Annotated in this window: 16 protein-coding genes; 15 read left to right on the forward strand and 1 reads right to left on the reverse strand. The window is 45.0% G+C overall.

Annotation, left to right across the window (positions count from 1 at the left end; genetic code table 11):
• Positions 1-402 precede the first annotated feature (402 nt).
• The 4 genes from EQU50_RS04190 to EQU50_RS04205 all read left to right on the forward strand — a co-directional run bounded on the left by EQU50_RS04190 (position 403) and on the right by EQU50_RS04205 (position 5,035).
• Positions 403-1,557 carry a hypothetical protein gene (locus EQU50_RS04190; protein ID WP_130153893.1) on the forward strand — a complete coding sequence of 385 codons (1,155 nt, stop codon included), beginning with the start codon at positions 403-405 and terminating at the stop codon, positions 1,555-1,557.
• Positions 1,558-1,696: 139 nt separating this feature from the next.
• Positions 1,697-1,924: a 50S ribosomal protein L31 gene (gene rpmE, locus EQU50_RS04195; RefSeq protein ID WP_130153894.1), complete on the forward strand. Its 228-nt coding sequence runs from the start codon at positions 1,697-1,699 to the stop codon at positions 1,922-1,924.
• A gap of 34 nt (positions 1,925-1,958) precedes the next feature.
• A complete protein-coding gene (locus tag EQU50_RS04200) occupies positions 1,959-4,103 on the forward strand; it encodes an ATP-dependent helicase (protein ID WP_130153895.1) in 2,145 nt (714 codons plus the stop codon).
• A 5-nt stretch (positions 4,104-4,108) separates the two neighbouring features.
• Positions 4,109-5,035, forward strand: coding sequence for a 50S ribosomal protein L11 methyltransferase (locus EQU50_RS04205; protein WP_130153896.1), 927 nt, complete (start codon positions 4,109-4,111; stop codon positions 5,033-5,035).
• 168 nt (positions 5,036-5,203) lie between these two features.
• Here EQU50_RS04205 and EQU50_RS04210 read toward each other — a convergent pair whose 3' ends face one another.
• Positions 5,204-5,998: a hypothetical protein gene (locus EQU50_RS04210; protein ID WP_130153897.1), complete on the reverse strand. Its 795-nt coding sequence runs from the start codon at positions 5,996-5,998 to the stop codon at positions 5,204-5,206.
• 444 nt (positions 5,999-6,442) lie between these two features.
• Here EQU50_RS04210 and EQU50_RS04215 point away from each other — a divergent pair, with 444 nt between their 5' ends.
• From EQU50_RS04215 to EQU50_RS04265, 11 genes are all read left to right on the forward strand, one after another.
• Positions 6,443-6,838 carry a hypothetical protein gene (locus EQU50_RS04215; RefSeq protein ID WP_130153898.1) on the forward strand — a complete coding sequence of 132 codons (396 nt, stop codon included), beginning with the start codon at positions 6,443-6,445 and terminating at the stop codon, positions 6,836-6,838.
• 84 nt (positions 6,839-6,922) lie between these two features.
• On the forward strand, positions 6,923-7,450 hold the full coding sequence (locus EQU50_RS04220) for a LexA family protein (protein WP_130153899.1): 528 nt from the start codon (positions 6,923-6,925) through the stop codon (positions 7,448-7,450).
• A 313-nt stretch (positions 7,451-7,763) separates the two neighbouring features.
• Positions 7,764-9,545 (forward strand): tetratricopeptide repeat protein, encoded by a 1,782-nt coding sequence (locus EQU50_RS04225; protein ID WP_130153900.1) that lies wholly within the window; start codon positions 7,764-7,766, stop codon positions 9,543-9,545.
• Between the two features lies 1 nt (position 9,546).
• Positions 9,547-9,783 (forward strand): AtpZ/AtpI family protein, encoded by a 237-nt coding sequence (locus EQU50_RS04230; protein WP_130153901.1) that lies wholly within the window; start codon positions 9,547-9,549, stop codon positions 9,781-9,783.
• Complete coding sequence (locus EQU50_RS04235) at positions 9,773-10,516, forward strand: F0F1 ATP synthase subunit A (RefSeq protein WP_130153902.1); 744 nt, start codon at positions 9,773-9,775, stop codon at positions 10,514-10,516. The genes EQU50_RS04230 and EQU50_RS04235 overlap by 11 nt, the downstream gene beginning before the upstream one ends.
• Before the next feature lie 35 nt (positions 10,517-10,551).
• On the forward strand, positions 10,552-10,776 hold the full coding sequence (locus EQU50_RS04240; protein ID WP_130153903.1) for an ATP synthase subunit C family protein: 225 nt from the start codon (positions 10,552-10,554) through the stop codon (positions 10,774-10,776).
• 19 nt (positions 10,777-10,795) lie between these two features.
• Positions 10,796-11,239: a F0F1 ATP synthase subunit B family protein gene (locus EQU50_RS04245; protein WP_165380337.1), complete on the forward strand. Its 444-nt coding sequence runs from the start codon at positions 10,796-10,798 to the stop codon at positions 11,237-11,239.
• Positions 11,236-11,730 (forward strand): ATP synthase F0 subunit B, encoded by a 495-nt coding sequence (locus EQU50_RS04250; RefSeq protein WP_130153905.1) that lies wholly within the window; start codon positions 11,236-11,238, stop codon positions 11,728-11,730. The genes EQU50_RS04245 and EQU50_RS04250 overlap by 4 nt, the downstream gene beginning before the upstream one ends.
• Positions 11,723-12,019, forward strand: a complete 297-nt coding sequence (locus tag EQU50_RS04255) for a BolA family protein (protein ID WP_130153906.1) — start codon at positions 11,723-11,725, stop codon at positions 12,017-12,019. The genes EQU50_RS04250 and EQU50_RS04255 overlap by 8 nt, the downstream gene beginning before the upstream one ends.
• A 107-nt stretch (positions 12,020-12,126) precedes the next feature.
• Complete coding sequence (locus tag EQU50_RS04260) at positions 12,127-14,085, forward strand: hypothetical protein (RefSeq protein ID WP_130153907.1); 1,959 nt, start codon at positions 12,127-12,129, stop codon at positions 14,083-14,085.
• Positions 14,086-14,210: 125 nt separating this feature from the next.
• Positions 14,211-15,293, forward strand: coding sequence for an ATP-dependent 6-phosphofructokinase (locus tag EQU50_RS04265; protein WP_130153908.1), 1,083 nt, complete (start codon positions 14,211-14,213; stop codon positions 15,291-15,293).
• Positions 15,294-15,435 lie beyond the last annotated feature (142 nt).

Here is a 15,435-nt window from a genome sequence, read left to right on the forward strand (position 1 = left end):
TTTCCTTTTTCTTTATTGAGAAAAAAGAATAATAACAACGGATAGAACAGCAGAAAAGCCGAATAAAAAATTAGGAAATAATTTTTAGAATACTAAACTAATTTTCAGTGCAATCGCCATGCATTTTCTATCAATTGGTGGGCTGAAAACACTAGGGAACTCCGTTATCAGTCGGAAATGGGCGCTTATGTGGATGCTGGAAATCCCGATACATCGTTCCACCAGGCCTTTATGACAAAATATGGGCAAGGCTAGGCAAAATTTTGGGATCAGCTCATTTAAAAAACAACGCGTTAATGGTGAGCTATACCATAAAAACGCCTTGAAATTTGAAACGAAAGCCCCTAAATGAATGTAAGATCCATTATTTAACTTAATCTATAATAACAAAGGAAAAATAAGATGAGTTTATTTAAACATATTGCATTTATTGCAGGGCTTTTGGGCGCAACGGCAGTCTCGGCTTTTGATTCCGATTATCCAATTTACGCGCACCCAAATCAAATTGGCGCGTGCCTTACATACGGGAACCCTTGGGGTTCACAATATAATAATTTGTCTTCTACCCAAAGGCAATACACTACACCAAATCATAGCACTCAAACTATTGGCCAACACAGTAGGCCAGTCTCGGCTGCTGATGCTTCTGGCTCTGACGTTTCCCATGATGCATCTTTTATGGCCCCTGGAGGACCGGTGGCTGATCATTTGCTTGCTTGCCAAATCAGAAACCGTAGTCTAGAACATCGCCATCAAATTATCGATCGACAAATCACAGCGACTTGGGAAATGTTAAGAAACAACGCCTCACCCAATTTATTCGCTGACATTGGGAAAGCTATTTCAGGTTACTTCTATGAAAATGTATATATTGCACCAGCGAAATGTAGTGAAGCCATTTTAAAAACTACTGGTGAAACTTATGGCGAAACCTTGAGCCTATTGCGTGACTTCCAACGAAAAATGAAACGTGATGGGAAAATAGCGGATCCCCTGACATTCCTCCTGGAATGCGAAGGTCTTCGGTCCGAACACAAATTGGTGGCAATAGTAGCAGGGGTTGGTTTTCAACCACCAAAATCAGATGATATCTCTGAAGATGAAAAAAGCCGCAGATGGGATTATTTTGAAGAACACTTCGGTAGTAGGGCGAGAATATTTATGCGCGAATTGCAAGATGCCCTTCCAAAGTCGATTCAAAGAAAAAAAGCATCTTTACTATACAATATGTTGACCAAAGTATCAGCATCCCTAATATACAACATATTCACGTACCAGGCCCCTCAGAGATCTCCTGCTAGCAAGTTGACGGACGACCTGCTTAGAAATGTTTTGGAATTCGCCTACGGCCCCCTAAAATATTCTTTAGATACGACACTTTTCCTCCGCGCTCGTCTGCTGTGTTCCATACCCACACAGATGGAATTCTCTAAGAAGTGGTGGGCTGAAAACACCAGGGAAGCCCGTTATCAATCGGAAGAGCAGGTTTATGTGGCCGCTGGGAATCCCGCCACATCGTTTCACCAGGCCTTTATGAAAAAATACGGGCAAGGTTAGGCAAAATTTTGGGATCAGCTCATTTAAAAAACAACGCGTTATTCACAAGAAAACAGAAAACCGTTGCCTTTTTTAGGTGGTTTACGTTAGAAATGAATCTAAGTCGATTGTTTTTTGATCAGGCAAAATAGGAAGAGTTATGAAACAAGGTATTCACCCCAGTTATCACAAAATCAACGTCATCATGACGGATGGCAGCACTTTTGAAACCCACACCACATGGGGTAAAGAGGGGGATACCATGCGTTTGGATATTGACCCGAAATCTCACCCAGCCTGGACAGGTGGCGGACATAAATTGATGGATACGGGCGGACAGATCAGCAAGTTCAGCAAGCGTTATCAGAATTTCGGCCTTAAGTCCTAAATTTATTAAGACATAAATAACAGGGGGGCTTGCCATGGCGTCGCCAGCGGAGCAGTTAATGCAAGACACCCCCCATCAACCATCTTATCTGGACAATCTAAACCCCAATCAGCACCAGGCTGTTTTAAAAACCCAGGGGCCTTTGCTTATTTTAGCAGGCGCGGGTACGGGTAAGACGCGCGTTTTGACAACGCGCCTTGCTCATATTTTGCTAACCAACCTAGCCTATCCGGCTCAAGTCTTGGCAGTTACCTTCACCAACAGGGCAGCCCAAGAAATGCGCGAGCGAATTGCCCACATCTTGCAACGCCCGGTGGAGGGAATGTGGCTGGGCACGTTTCATTCCCTGTCGGCCCGAATCTTACGGCGTCATGCCGAGTTGGTGGGTTTGCAACCCAACTTCACAATCTTGGATACCGATGATCAACTCCGCCTGATCAAGCAACTGCTTAAAGCCAATAACATCGATGAAAAACAAACTCCAGCCCGCATGGTTTTATCCCTGATCAATCGCTGGAAGGATAGGGGGTTATTGCCCGCCCAGGTCAAACGCAGCGGCAATGATTTGATCAGCGGCCTCTATCAGGATTATCAAGAACGGTTGCTGGTTTTAAATGCCGTTGATTTTGGCGATTTGTTGTTGCATTGCCTGACGTTTTTTAGACAAGAACCTGTCGTCTTAAAATCTTACCAAGAACAGTTTCAATATATGCTGGTGGATGAGTATCAGGACACGAACGTTGCCCAGTATTTGTGGTTGCGGCTATTGGCACAAGGGGCGGGTAATTTGTGTTGCGTGGGCGATGATGATCAGTCCATTTATGGCTGGCGGGGCGCTGAGGTTGGCAATATCTTAAGGTTTGAGCAGGATTTTCCAGGGGCTGAGATTGTCAGGCTGGAACAAAATTATCGTTCCACCCCGCATATTTTGGCTGCAGCCAGTGGCCTTATTGCGCACAACCGCGAACGATTGGGTAAAACATTATGGACGGAGGATACCCAAGGCGAACAATTGCTGGTTCGTGGCACCTGGGATTCGGTTGACGAGGCCCGATTCATTGGTGATCAAATTGAAAACCGACAACGTCAAGGTGACCGCCTGAGCAGCATTGCCATTTTGGTTCGCGCCAGCTTTCAAACCCGTGAATTTGAAGAATGCCTTTTAAGACTGGGGATTCCGTATCGGGTTATTGGCGGCCCTCGATTTTATGAACGGTTAGAAATTCGCGATGCCTTGGCATACCTTCGGTTGGTGGTTCAGGGCGATGACGGGTTGGCGTTTGAGCGGATTATTAACACCCCCCGCCGGGGTATTGGCCAAACCACATTGCAAACCATGCATATTTTGGCCCGCGACCAAGGAATTTCTTTACCTCGTGCCGCCCATTATTATGCCCATAATATCGCCAAGGGTGCTGCTGGCAACAATCTACGCCTATTTTTTGAAAACCTTGACCGCTGGCGAGCTTTGTTAGAAACAGATCCTCATGTAGAGGTGGTTAAGATGATCTTAGACGAATCCGGCTATACAGCCATGTGGCAGGAAGATAAATCTGCTGATGCCCCCGGCCGTCTAGAGAACTTAAAAGAATTGGTCACCGCCATCGGTCAGTTTCAGTACCTGCCGGGCTTTTTAGAACATGTCAGTTTGGTCATGGAAAATAATCAACAAAGCGAGCAGGACATGGTCAATCTGATGACCCTTCATGCCGCCAAGGGGTTAGAGTTTGACACCGTATTCCTGGCCGGTTGGGAGGAGAATTTGTTCCCCCACCCCCGTGCCTTAAACGAAAATGGCGAGGCGGGATTGGAAGAGGAGCGGCGCCTTGGGTATGTCGGCATCAGCCGTGCCCGCCAGCGCGCGATTATCAGTTATGCCCTGCAAAGGCGCATGTATCAGGGCGGATGGCAGCTGGCGATCCCATCGCGGTTTATCAAAGAGCTCCCTGATGCCCATATGACGCATATTCACGCGAACGGTCAATCCAGCCGACGCCCGCCCGTCCAGCTGCACCATAACGCCCCCAAAACTCTGCACAGTTTTGACATTGGCGATCGTGTTTTTCATCAGAAATTTGGTTATGGAGAGATTCTGGATTTCGATGGGGAAAAGGTGGACATTGATTTTGAACACAGCGGCCATAAAAAAATTATTGCTGACTTTATTTCGCGAGCATAAGACAAATGAATTCTTTTACCCCTCAATCCCTCTGGCACCTTCAAATCCGCACCCCCTATCAGGCGGTAGAGGCCGTTTTGGCGCTGTTGGAAAATTTAGGGTTGGAGGCTTTAAGTTGGCACGAACGCGAAGATGCTGACCCTTCAGCGGCCGAAGACGATCAGGGCTTCCCGATAGCTGAAACATTCATGGTGGAGGGATATACCAAAAGCCCCCCCGTTCTAGACAGCTTAAATCAAGAACTTGATATGGTGGCAAGCCTGTTGGCAGTTTCGCCTCCGGTCATTGAATCTTGTCAACCGGTTGATCACCAAGACTGGCTCAGCGTTTGTTATCAGCAACTGGCTCCTCGCACGGTTGGAAATTATTATGTTTATGGCAGCCACGATAAAGCAGTGGCGGTGCCCCCTGGGTTGATGCCGTTGCAAATTGATGCGGCGACGGCTTTTGGCAGTGGCGATCATCAGACCACTAGCGGGTGCCTGCAGGCCATAAGTGATTTGCGTCACGACGATTTTAAAACCCTTTTAGACATGGGATGCGGTTCGGGCATCCTGGCCATTGCGCTTGCCAAAGCCTGGCCCGATGCCACCGTTATTGCCGTTGATAACGACCCCGAATCGGTGCGCGTCACCCGTTATAACTGCGACCTTAATGATTGTCCTGACATTCAGGCGCTGGTTAGCGAGGGTTTTGATCAGCTTTCTCTGCCCCAGGTTGACTTAATTGTGGCCAACATTCTGGCCAAACCCCTGTGCCACATGGCACCGATGATGGGACAAACTATCGCCCAAAACGGATGGGTGATTTTGTCAGGGCTGTTGGAGCGCCAGCAAAACGATGTGATGGAGGCTTACCAGCGAGAGGGGTTTAAACTGGTCAAAACCTATCCCCTGGATACCTGGACCACTCTGGTTTTGCAAAAGGGGTAGGGGCACAACGGTCAACAATTGATGTCACAAATCCCATGCTATCAATGGCATTTACTTTGCGTCACCCTGTGCATTATTCTTGTTCAGACGGTAATTCTTTAATCTTCTGCTGAATTTGTTTTTTCAAGTCAGAATCAGGCAATCTTTCCAAGGCCTTCTGCGCCCAGATTAAATCATCCGGCGTAACGTCGGGTGATTAATTACCCGATTTAAGGCTTCTAATGCCAGGTCTTTTCCGCCCAAGCCTTCAAGCCTATCGGTCGCCCGGATTAAATCAACCGCACTGGCGTGAGGGTGCTTAATTGCCCGTTCTAAGGCTTCTAATGCCAGGTCATTTCGTTCCAATCTTTCGAAGGCTTCAGCCGCAATAAAACTGTTGTAAAAAGGAGATTCTAAAAAGGTCTTTAAGGGGGCATCTTCCGTCTTTGCAATCTTTTCCAGCGTATCAATAAGTGTCTCAACAATGGGCTTCTTTGCTGGTTGAAATATGGGGTCCAATAACCTGTTTAAATCGTCCTTATCCGCGTATTGATGAGTAAACAGGATATTACGTCTTATATTTTCGGAATCACGAGGATCAGATACTCTGAATGAAAAACTAGCCCCGTCGACCACAGCTATGGCCGCCAAATGGTTTTGAAGAAGCTCCGGATCTGTTTGTGTCCTCTTGGCAATTTCACGCAATGAATTTTCAGATAAAACGTCCTTTGATCTCATGGACTCCCGCAGGTAGAGGGACGTCAAATTTAAGCGCGAAAGAAATATTTGACGCGTCTTGTGTATGGACCGAATAATCCTCTCTCTCTCCTGTTCCGTAGCAGGGGTAGAGGAAATGCCATATTTACCACCGATAGTGGCAGAAATTTCTTCGGTGTACTTTTGCAATTCATCCCGTGACTTTTGATCCTTGACCTGCTCTAACAACTGACTCCTTTTTGTCTCAAGCTGTTCAAGCCAAGCCATACAGGACACACCCAATGGCTTATCACCAGATGCCCCATAAGCGCCCCCAACTGACCAAACAAAAAGCACACACAGGTAAAAAAAGTTTTTTTTTCATCGAATACATAGCCCAAGTCCTGGAAGAAAGTACCCTGACTATACAATGAAAAATTTTAAATTAAAGTTAATAAAGGGAATTCGGACACTTGATTCTTGTCTAAAAGAAAACGTATGACTGAAATAACCAGCCATTTCGCATGCCTGTGACAAGGGTGAATAATTTATTGAAAACCATAAGGTGACACTTTACGCTTTGCAGACCCCTTGGCCATAGAGAGCCCCTGAACGGGGCGTTGCTAACCCTGAATTTCCTGGCAGCACCTTTAGATTTTGTTAATCAGTTGGGTGTTAAAATAATCCTAAGTGAAAGGAATTTTTTTCCTTTAATAATGGGATTAAAGAAACATGCAATTGATAACAAGATTAATCATTTATTTCATTATAGGGGGTTTTCAATCCCTTTATGCTGAAGATTTGCCTGAAAAACCAGAATCCAGAACCGACATAAAGATTGTGAGCTATTACACCCCAGAGGCTCGGGAAGAATCTGAATTCAAAAAGACGAAAAAAATCTACGTTCGTCACCGTTCCGTTTCACCCTATCGCGGTTTTGCCTTGGTTAATCTGGCGGCAACAACGTCAATTCGTGAAAACAATAATTTTGAATCAGAATCAACCAATGATGAAGAATCCGAGGGGACTGTAGACGAAGGAATCATCGAAGTCGCCTATGCAAAAGAGCTGTTGAACCAAAACATAAAACCCATGGCGCCGACTCTTATTGATTGTGATAGATGGTAGTATTTTGACCGAAGGTTGATGCACCTTGCAACAAAGGTTGAAAATGTTGTAGGGATGAATATATAAAGTCTGGAGGATTGACTGATGACCAGAGGCGGATTTAGAGAAGGGGCCGGGCGCAAACAGCTAAGCGGCCATTATCGTGAAAAAACGAAACCTGTTCGTTTGCCTATTAGCATGATCGAAACGGTCCAGGATTTACTAAAGAAACGCGAACCATTGGGCGCGGGGCAAGTCCCTTTTTATCAAAGCAGCGTGTCAGCCGGTTTTCCTTTGCCGGCGGATGATCAGCACAACCAGGTCAATCTGCACCACCACCTGGTGAAAAATCCAGGTCAAACTTTCGTTGTCAAGGCAACGGGCGATTCTATGATTGGGGCTGGCATTAATCACCAAGATCTGTTGATCGTTGACCGATCCATCACCCCAAAAACCACCGACATTATCGTGGCCGCTGTTGACGGCGATGTGACCGTGAAAAGGTTTACCGTCACAGAACAGGGGGTGATTTTAAAGCCTGAGAATCCGAACCATCAATCCATTGAAATAACCAATGACAGGGAATTTCACGTTTGGGGTGTTGTCACAGCGGTTATCCATGGCTTGCGGTAGGGCTACCTATTAATAACTCTTATAAATTCACAATTACGATCACGTTTTGAATCATGTCTTGCGATGACATTGACGGCAGCGGGTCAAGCTCTCAGCTCTTGGCCACGGACTTACCATTGGCGTATTTTAAATGGTGCTGAAGTTGATTTGAATTGGGTATATTTTTAGTATACAAAAAATATTCCTTGATTTATCTTGATCAAGAACCTTTATGGCTCAGTAAATAGATCGAATAATCGAGTTCACTATAATGTTTAAAATTAAATTAAATTTGCCAAACCTACTATTCCTGTGTTCTGGGATCTCGCAAGCGATGGCTAGTAGTTCAAGCTTTACAGAAATGGAAAGTTATAGTAGCCACAGTCAATCAAGCCAAGTTCATGTCAATGAGACAAGAACAGAGTTTGAGCAATCTTTATACACAATTTCCCTCTACCCATTTCTTGTTTCGACGTTTGATCATAAGAAAGCGATGTTAGATATATTCAAAGCGGAAGCTGCTGAAAAAAAAGAGATCTTAAAAATATTTTGGGATGAGGCTTTAAAAGGAAATACAGAAGTTCAAGAGAGCCTTTACAAAATCTTGAAAAATCGTATGGGGAAAATTGAGTCGGTGGATTCAGACAAAGCCCCAGAACTTCTGCAAGCAGGTATCAAACAAAATAAAGTATGGGCTTTTCGAACAAACGCACAAGCTTTAGAAGCTGAAGGGAAAACAGAAGAAGCCACAAATTTTTACATTAAAGCGGCGCATCAAGACGATTCCATCAGCATAGAAAAGCTGAACGTTCTTTTGAAATGTAAAGCATTTCTCGAACCCTATAAGAAGCTTAACCAAAGCCTTTCTGCCATTAATAGGCAAATTCAAAAAGATTGTAAAAGGTTCAAAGATTTAAAATACGGCACCCCCTTAGTGGGAATCTATAAGTTTTTAAAGGAGGTAAGGCCTGATGTTGGCAGATCTCTTGACTCTCTCTTAGAAGGCGCCTTAAACATTCGACACCCTTTTGCTCAGTTTATTATGGCATGTCATTACTATGTTAGGGGCGACATCACTAATACGATGGATCATCTCCTGCTAGCTGCTGAACAAGGGCATCCTGAAGCTCAATATAATGCGGGAATTCTTTTATCATCTGGCGTTAAGAGTCAAAAAGCTGACCCAAAACATGCACCAGGACTCTTTCTTCAGGCCGCTAAACAAGGCCTTCCAAAAGCTCAATGTACTGTGGGAACTATTCTTTTATTCACTAAAGGCCAAGAGGCAGAGGGGTTTGACTGGCTTCAACAAGCTGCAGCTCAAAAATCTTTGTCGGCTACGGTAGCGCTTTCTATTTATTGTCTCAGAGTAAATAAACCTCAAGATGCACTTTTCTGGGCGGAAAAAGCTCATGCACTGGGAGGTCGAAGAGCGCAAAAATATTTCGATTTAATTAACAAGGCTACAGCTTCAAATGAGCCCGAATCAGACAAACTTGAAAGTGAAATAGGTGCATTTGTGGAAGAAATATTCCAACCACAAACTACATTACAAACCTTTAAAAGTGGTGACGACAAACCAGTTGCGACTTCATCCTCCTCCTCCTCTTCTTCCTCTTCGATTTCTCAAGCCGTTGAAAGCCCAAAAGAGGAGGATGATTCCCCTGCATTATTCCCTGAAATGGAAAAAGAAGAAGAGGCACCAAAAACTCCAAAGAAATCTGCCCTTATTCAGAACCCGAAATATATCAGGGAACAAATGAAAAAGTTGGGTGAATTAAGAAAACAGCGCCAAGAAGAAACTCAAAAACCAAGGCCATCCATAAGTGACAAGAACAAGCCGTTTATTGAGCACATAAAAGCCTTGAATAGAAGCGTATTTACGTTAAACAACCTAATCAACTTTTTCGAAGATCCCTTTTTTCGGGGTGATGTCCAAGTGTCTCCAACAAAATCCGGCGTTATTATCGGCGCCTTTGTCAGGGAAAAGAATCAACACATGACAACCGCAACCCATCGTGTTCACCAGAAAAAGCAGTCCTATCACGATTCACCAACAGGCTTTATTAGGCAGGTCCGTGAAATTCTTAGAGGTTTTGGTTTAATTAAAGATTGATATGAAGAATCCCCTGTCACAATGGCTTGAAAGCAGCCTTCGTTTGGGCGCAGACTTTGTCACCCCCATTTTTGTTGGCACCATGATCGGGCGAGTGGTTGATTTTTATCTGGGGTCGGCTCCGTTTGGCCTGGTCATTTTTATTCTGATTGGTATAATGGGGGGTAGTTTGACAATTTATCGGTCGGCAAAAAAGATTATGGCTGCCAAAACTCCACCAGATACTTATGAAGATTGATCCTCTCTCTCAGTTCAGTATCCAATCCATATTTCCATTCCAGGTGGCAGGGGTTGACCTCTCTTTTACAAATGCCTCCTTGTTCATGGTGGCAACGGTATGCTTGATCGTTAGCTTTTTGTTTTTTGCTCTGCGTTCTAAGCAGGTCGTTCCCAACCGTCTTCAAGCGGCCGTTGAGTTATTGTTTGATTTCATCAACACCCTCATCAGATCCTACATCGGAACCGAAGGGTTGGCCTATGCCCCCCTTATTTTCTGCTTATTTTTGTTTATATTAGGCGGCAACCTTTTGGGTTTATTGCCCCATGCCTATACCTTTACCAGTCAGCTTGTGGTGACTTTCACGTTAGCCGGCGTTGTTTTTGTCAGCATCACTTGTTTGGGATTTGCAAAGCACGGCTTCGGTTTTTTACGTTTGTTCCTTCCCGCTGGCACGCCCATCTATATTGCCCCCCTGCTGGTGTTCGTAGAGGTGATCTCTTATTTATCACGCCCCGTTAGCTTAGCAGTTCGTCTGTTTGCTAATATGGTGGCTGGTCACGTCATGTTAAAAATATTTGCCACGTTCGCTGCCATTTTGGCAGGAACCAGTTGGCTTGGACCCAGTGCTTTATTGCCTACGCTTATTAATGTTGGCTTGTTTGGCTTCGAGATGTTGGTCGCCATACTACAAGCCTATGTTTTTACGATTTTAAGCTGTATATACTTAAATGATGCATTGCATTTGCACTAAGTTTTAACGTCAAGAAATAGAGAAAGGATCTTCTTATGGATATCGGAGCCGCAAAAATGATTGGTGCCGGTTTGGCTACAATCGCGTTGTTGGGCGTGGGATTAGCTTTGGGGAATTTGTTTTCAAGCCTTATTTCTGCCATTGCCCGTAACCCGTCGGCCAAAAACGACTTAATGCCTGTGGGGTTGTTGGGGTTTGCCTTGACAGAGTCCATTGCACTTTTGGCGTTCATCGTGGCGATGTTGATTTTATTCTCGTAAAAGAAGGGGGATAAGTCCCTTGCCTCAATTTGATATCAGCACGTATTGGTCCCAGATTTTCTGGCTTGTGATAAGCTTTGGAACGTTGTTATTGACGTTGAAGGCATTTATCTTGCCTCGTTTTACGGGCATGCTATCAGGGCGTCAGGCGCTGATGGACCAGAACAAGGCCAAGACAAAAGACCTGTACGATCAACAACGGGTAAGACAATCTCAGCGGTTGAAACGTCTGGAGGAGGCTAAAGAGGCGGCCCACGCATTGATCAGTCAAGCCGTGTCAGAAATGGACGCGTTTGAGGCCGAACGGATTCAACAAATTCACGATCAGACCAACCAGAAGCTTCTGGATTTTCAAGCAGACCTTGAAAATGAAAAGAAAAGTCTGGAAAAAGACATTGAAAGTCTTGTTGAGCAATCTGTCCACCATTTATTGCCGAAACTGTTGGCTGGGAGTGAACGGTGATCGCATCCCCCTATTTCTACCTAACAATCAGTTTCGTCGCTTTTTTGGGCGTTTTGTATCGCTATGCCTGGCGTCCATTGGTGGGGATGTTAGACGCACATATCGCCAAAGTCAGGGATACCCTGCAGCAAGTTGATAACCAAAAGATTCAGGCCCTGCAAGATTTTGAACAAGAGGCCAAGCTTTACGAACAGGTTGACCAGCACGTTCAAGAAATTCTTCAGGAGGCCCGGGACCAATGCGATGTTCTACGCCATAGCATCAAGGCTGAAATTGAAAAAGAAACCTTAGAACAACAGGCACGCTTAAAACTTCTAACCGCAAAGATGAGGGAGGATTTTCTGTGCCAGCTGAGTGATCAAATTGCCCTCCAAATCATTGAAAAGACGCACCAATGGGCAGACACACATTTGAATGCTGAAGTTCAGATAAGCTCTCAAAAAAAGGCGATTGAGTTGCTGTCAAAACTGAAGCCTTTTGATCATGAATAACACGGTAGCGCCTTGTCAAACAGATATGGAACTGCGCTTACAAAAAGCCTTCACCCCCACTTTTTTAAAAATTGAAAATGAATCCGAGAAACACAGGGGCCATGTGAATGGGCCGCAAGGTGTTGGTGTGGCTGAGACGCACTTTGCGATCAAAATGACCAGTGAAAGGTTTAAGGGGCTGCCTCGTCTGGATCGCTATCGCCTTGTGTTTGGGGTTTTGGCTGATCTGATGCCGGACCCGATCCATGCCCTGCGTCTTGAATTGATGGATACAGGTGAATCTTCATGAGTTTTAACTAGAAATAAGATTTTTTTCCCAAAACATAAAAACTTATTGCAATTAATACTTCACATGCCTATTTAATATTGGTAACTCAAGTGAAGGATGGCAAGTAAATGATTTTAAAAAAATTCCCTATAATCTTAAGGATTTTTGTTCTGTCAATACTTGTTGCAGGTATGCACACGGGTGCTGAGGCTATGGACCACAACGATCCTAACCATCCTCGATTTCGTGCTGGGATACATGCAGGGTCAGGCCCAGACTGGTATGAAGAAAGAAAGATAAAGCAGCAATCGGAAGAAAGAAAACTTGCTGCACCCTCGGTCTTCCCTTCTGTTTCAAGTATTTTTGGTGGAGCTACTTCATCGTCCGCCGCGGCTTCTCCTCCTCCAGCTCCTCCTCCAGCTTCAGTGCCAGCGTCTTCCTTCTTAAATAGGCCCCCCACGTCTTCGTATGGGAATCAATCTCCATCAGTTTTGAGTCAATTGGGGGCATCAGCGGGTGGTGCCCTAAAGAATACTGCTATGGCAGCGGGTGGTGCCGCTAAATATACTGGTGCATGGGTAATCGAGAATCCAGACAAAGCAGCTGATGTTATTGAACGCCTCATTGAACTAGGAATTCTGCAAAAAGTAGGAGAGGGGATTGGGTGGACAATAAGCAATGTCTTAGAGCTAACGGTTGTACAACCAATAAAGCTCGCAGTAAAAATAGGACAAGTCGTGTCTGAAGGAACGAAATTCCTAGGGAGGGGCGCATATAATGGTATTCATACTATGAAAAACTTTGCTGCAAGAAGGGTGAACCAAATAAGTTCAGGAAAGGGATCAATGTCATTAGCAGCTACAACTCCAAACCGACCATTAGACACAGATGTAGCTATTAATATGGAGGATCCTGACAACCTTCATCAAGTAAGCGCAGTATTAGAAGCGGCGAGAGAAAAAATCTTGGAAAAACTTACCCCTGAACAGAAAGAGGCGATAGAAAGCTCTAAGGCCGCAGGGAAAAGCTGGGATAGCCTAGGTATCAATCTAGATTATCTAAAGATGTTAATTTGGATAGAACAACAATTAGCAAAGATTAAAGAAAAGCTCCAGGGAAACGCCATTCCCAAATTGATGACGGAGGATGCTCCTCTCTTTACGCACATTTCTGTCCAGCAACTTTTAAATGGTGAGATAAGCCTTGACTTGTCAATTTCATTTAATGACCGGCTAACCATGAATGCAAATGTTTATCAGCTTTTAAATGGAGACGCGGGCATTTATATATCAACTTCTTTTAACGAACCTTTACGAACCGATCCCCTGCTGTTGAGTCCAGGAAATCTTGAGGAAGTAAATTGGCAAATTTTGGCAACATTGGAATACGTTGCTTCATACGGAACCCCCAAGGAAAAAACAGCTTTTTTCCATGGTCCTAACCATTCATCAAAACGCACTCAGGAAACATGGTGTAACTTCTTTAATAAGTTGGATTTTCAACAAGCAAGATTAGGAATCCGCAAGGGATACTCAGCTAATCCAGCAATTAGAAACTTAGAAATACTGCAAATGTTTAATTCTTCTGATGATACAGTCAAACAACATATCGTTGATGCGCAAGCATCGATTATATCAACGGGTGGTGCGTGGGGGGTTGATTTTAATCGAACAGCAGATAGGGAAGAATTAGGGATTATGCTGAGTGGTTTGAAACATATAGGGCAAGAAACTTCTGGAAATAGTGCTGATGAAATGCTGCAAAATTTAGCTAACCGTTTGATTCAAAAATCAGCCACTGTGCGTACAGAAGATATTGGTCGATTGATTGAACACCAAACGCTGGCCTTTATTATGGCTGCGAACTATGCGGGTGAAGCAGGGTTTAAGGAGGGGTGGGCTGATGTTCTAGAGAGTTATGCTGCCCAAAGCATCGCTAAATGGGCTAATGCTCAACGAAAAGCCGTACACCAATTCGATCCTGGACACCAATTCGATCAAGAAATTGATGCAAATTATGTTAAAGCCAGCATCTGCAGTTTGCAGAGCAGGGCGGGACTATCGGGTAAAGACGAGATCCCTGATTAAAGATAACAGACGACAATGAGAACGGGCACCAAGTTTTTGTTTACAATAGCCACCAATATCTTAGAATCACCCCCAAGGGTAGGCTTATATCCCTGGAATAAAATTTTAAGCACGAAAGTGGTGTTATGACAAAACGAATTGGTGTTCTTACAAGCGGCGGCGACTGTGCAGGTTTAAATGCGGCGATTCGGGCCATTACCCATCACGCGACCGAAACATACGGTTGGCAGGTCATTGGCATTCGAAAAGGGACAACGGGTCTAATCAACCGTCCCTTGGAATATCAAGATTTAACGGTGGGGTTTTGCGATTCTGCTTTGCTTCGAAGCGGAGGGACGACTTTAGGCAGCACCAATAAGGATAATCCCTTTTCCTTTCCCAACCCAGATGGAACCCGAACAGACCGTTCACAGGATTTTATTGAAGGCTATAACCAATTAAAGTTGGACGCCTTAATTGGTATTGGCGGAGACGGCAGTCAGCATATTTTGCGACGCCTAGCCGAACATGACGGCATCAACCTGGTAGCCATTCCCAAAACTATCGATAATGATTTGGGCCATACCGAGGCAGCCATTGGGTATCACACAGCCGTGGAAGTGGCGACAGAAGCGTTGGACCGATTGCAGCCTACCGCCGCCAGTCATCAGCGCGTCATGGTGCTAGAGGTCATGGGGCGCGATGCTGGACACATCGCCTTAAGCGCTGGCGTTGCGGGTGGGGCCGATGTGATTTTGATACCTGAAATCCCTTATACCCTGGAACATATTTGTAACAAGATTACATCCTTGGCCAAAAAGGGCCGCACGTTTGCCCTGGTGATTGTGGCCGAGGCGGTCAAAAAAGAAAATGGCGAGATTGCCACCCTAACCAAAGACGAAGGACGCCCGCGTTATGGCGGCATCGGTCAATATTTGGGTGAGAAGATTCAAAAAATAACAGGGGCAGAGACGCGTGTGACAACTCTAGGCCATGTTCAACGCGGCGGGCAACCGTGTGCCTGGGACAGAATCATCGCCTCGGCCTTTGGCGTATCGGCCGTGGATTTGATTGCGGCCGGTAAGTTTGACCGCATGGTGGCCTGGCAGAACCGCCAAGTTGTTGATGTTCCGATTGCTGATGCCATCGCCCGTTACCAGGCTGTAGAACGATCAGATATTATGATCAAAACGGCGCAGGGGCTTGGGATCTATGTGGGTGAACTGTAGTCTTGGGGCCTGCTCGTCTGGCGCGTCCCTAAGGGGCGTGTGGTCATGCATGTATTTTTCTGGAACCAAACCTGTCCTCCCTGCATAAAAAGTGTTAACGACCCGTTAATTCCATAAATAAATAACCCTTATTAATGATTTC

Source organism: Candidatus Finniella inopinata, from assembly GCF_004210305.1.
Taxonomy (GTDB): domain Bacteria; phylum Pseudomonadota; class Alphaproteobacteria; order Paracaedibacterales; family CAIULA01; genus Finniella; species Finniella inopinata_A.

Coding starts and splice junctions, on each gene's coding strand:
- EQU50_RS04205 (WP_130153896.1), top strand. CDS start 4,109: ATGAATTCTTTTACCCCTCAATCCCTCTGGCACCTTCAAATCCGCACC.
- EQU50_RS04255 (WP_130153906.1), top strand. CDS start 11,723: ATGAATAACACGGTAGCGCCTTGTCAAACAGATATGGAACTGCGCTTA.
- EQU50_RS04240 (WP_130153903.1), top strand. CDS start 10,552: ATGGATATCGGAGCCGCAAAAATGATTGGTGCCGGTTTGGCTACAATC.
- EQU50_RS04225 (WP_130153900.1), top strand. CDS start 7,764: ATGGCTAGTAGTTCAAGCTTTACAGAAATGGAAAGTTATAGTAGCCAC.
- EQU50_RS04190 (WP_130153893.1), top strand. CDS start 403: ATGAGTTTATTTAAACATATTGCATTTATTGCAGGGCTTTTGGGCGCA.
- rpmE (WP_130153894.1), top strand. CDS start 1,697: ATGAAACAAGGTATTCACCCCAGTTATCACAAAATCAACGTCATCATG.
- EQU50_RS04200 (WP_130153895.1), top strand. CDS start 1,959: ATGGCGTCGCCAGCGGAGCAGTTAATGCAAGACACCCCCCATCAACCA.
- EQU50_RS04210 (WP_130153897.1), bottom strand. CDS start 5,998: ATGGCTTGGCTTGAACAGCTTGAGACAAAAAGGAGTCAGTTGTTAGAG.
- EQU50_RS04260 (WP_130153907.1), top strand. CDS start 12,127: ATGATTTTAAAAAAATTCCCTATAATCTTAAGGATTTTTGTTCTGTCA.
- EQU50_RS04230 (WP_130153901.1), top strand. CDS start 9,547: ATGAAGAATCCCCTGTCACAATGGCTTGAAAGCAGCCTTCGTTTGGGC.
- EQU50_RS04265 (WP_130153908.1), top strand. CDS start 14,211: ATGACAAAACGAATTGGTGTTCTTACAAGCGGCGGCGACTGTGCAGGT.
- EQU50_RS04215 (WP_130153898.1), top strand. CDS start 6,443: ATGCAATTGATAACAAGATTAATCATTTATTTCATTATAGGGGGTTTT.
- EQU50_RS04235 (WP_130153902.1), top strand. CDS start 9,773: ATGAAGATTGATCCTCTCTCTCAGTTCAGTATCCAATCCATATTTCCA.
- EQU50_RS04220 (WP_130153899.1), top strand. CDS start 6,923: ATGACCAGAGGCGGATTTAGAGAAGGGGCCGGGCGCAAACAGCTAAGC.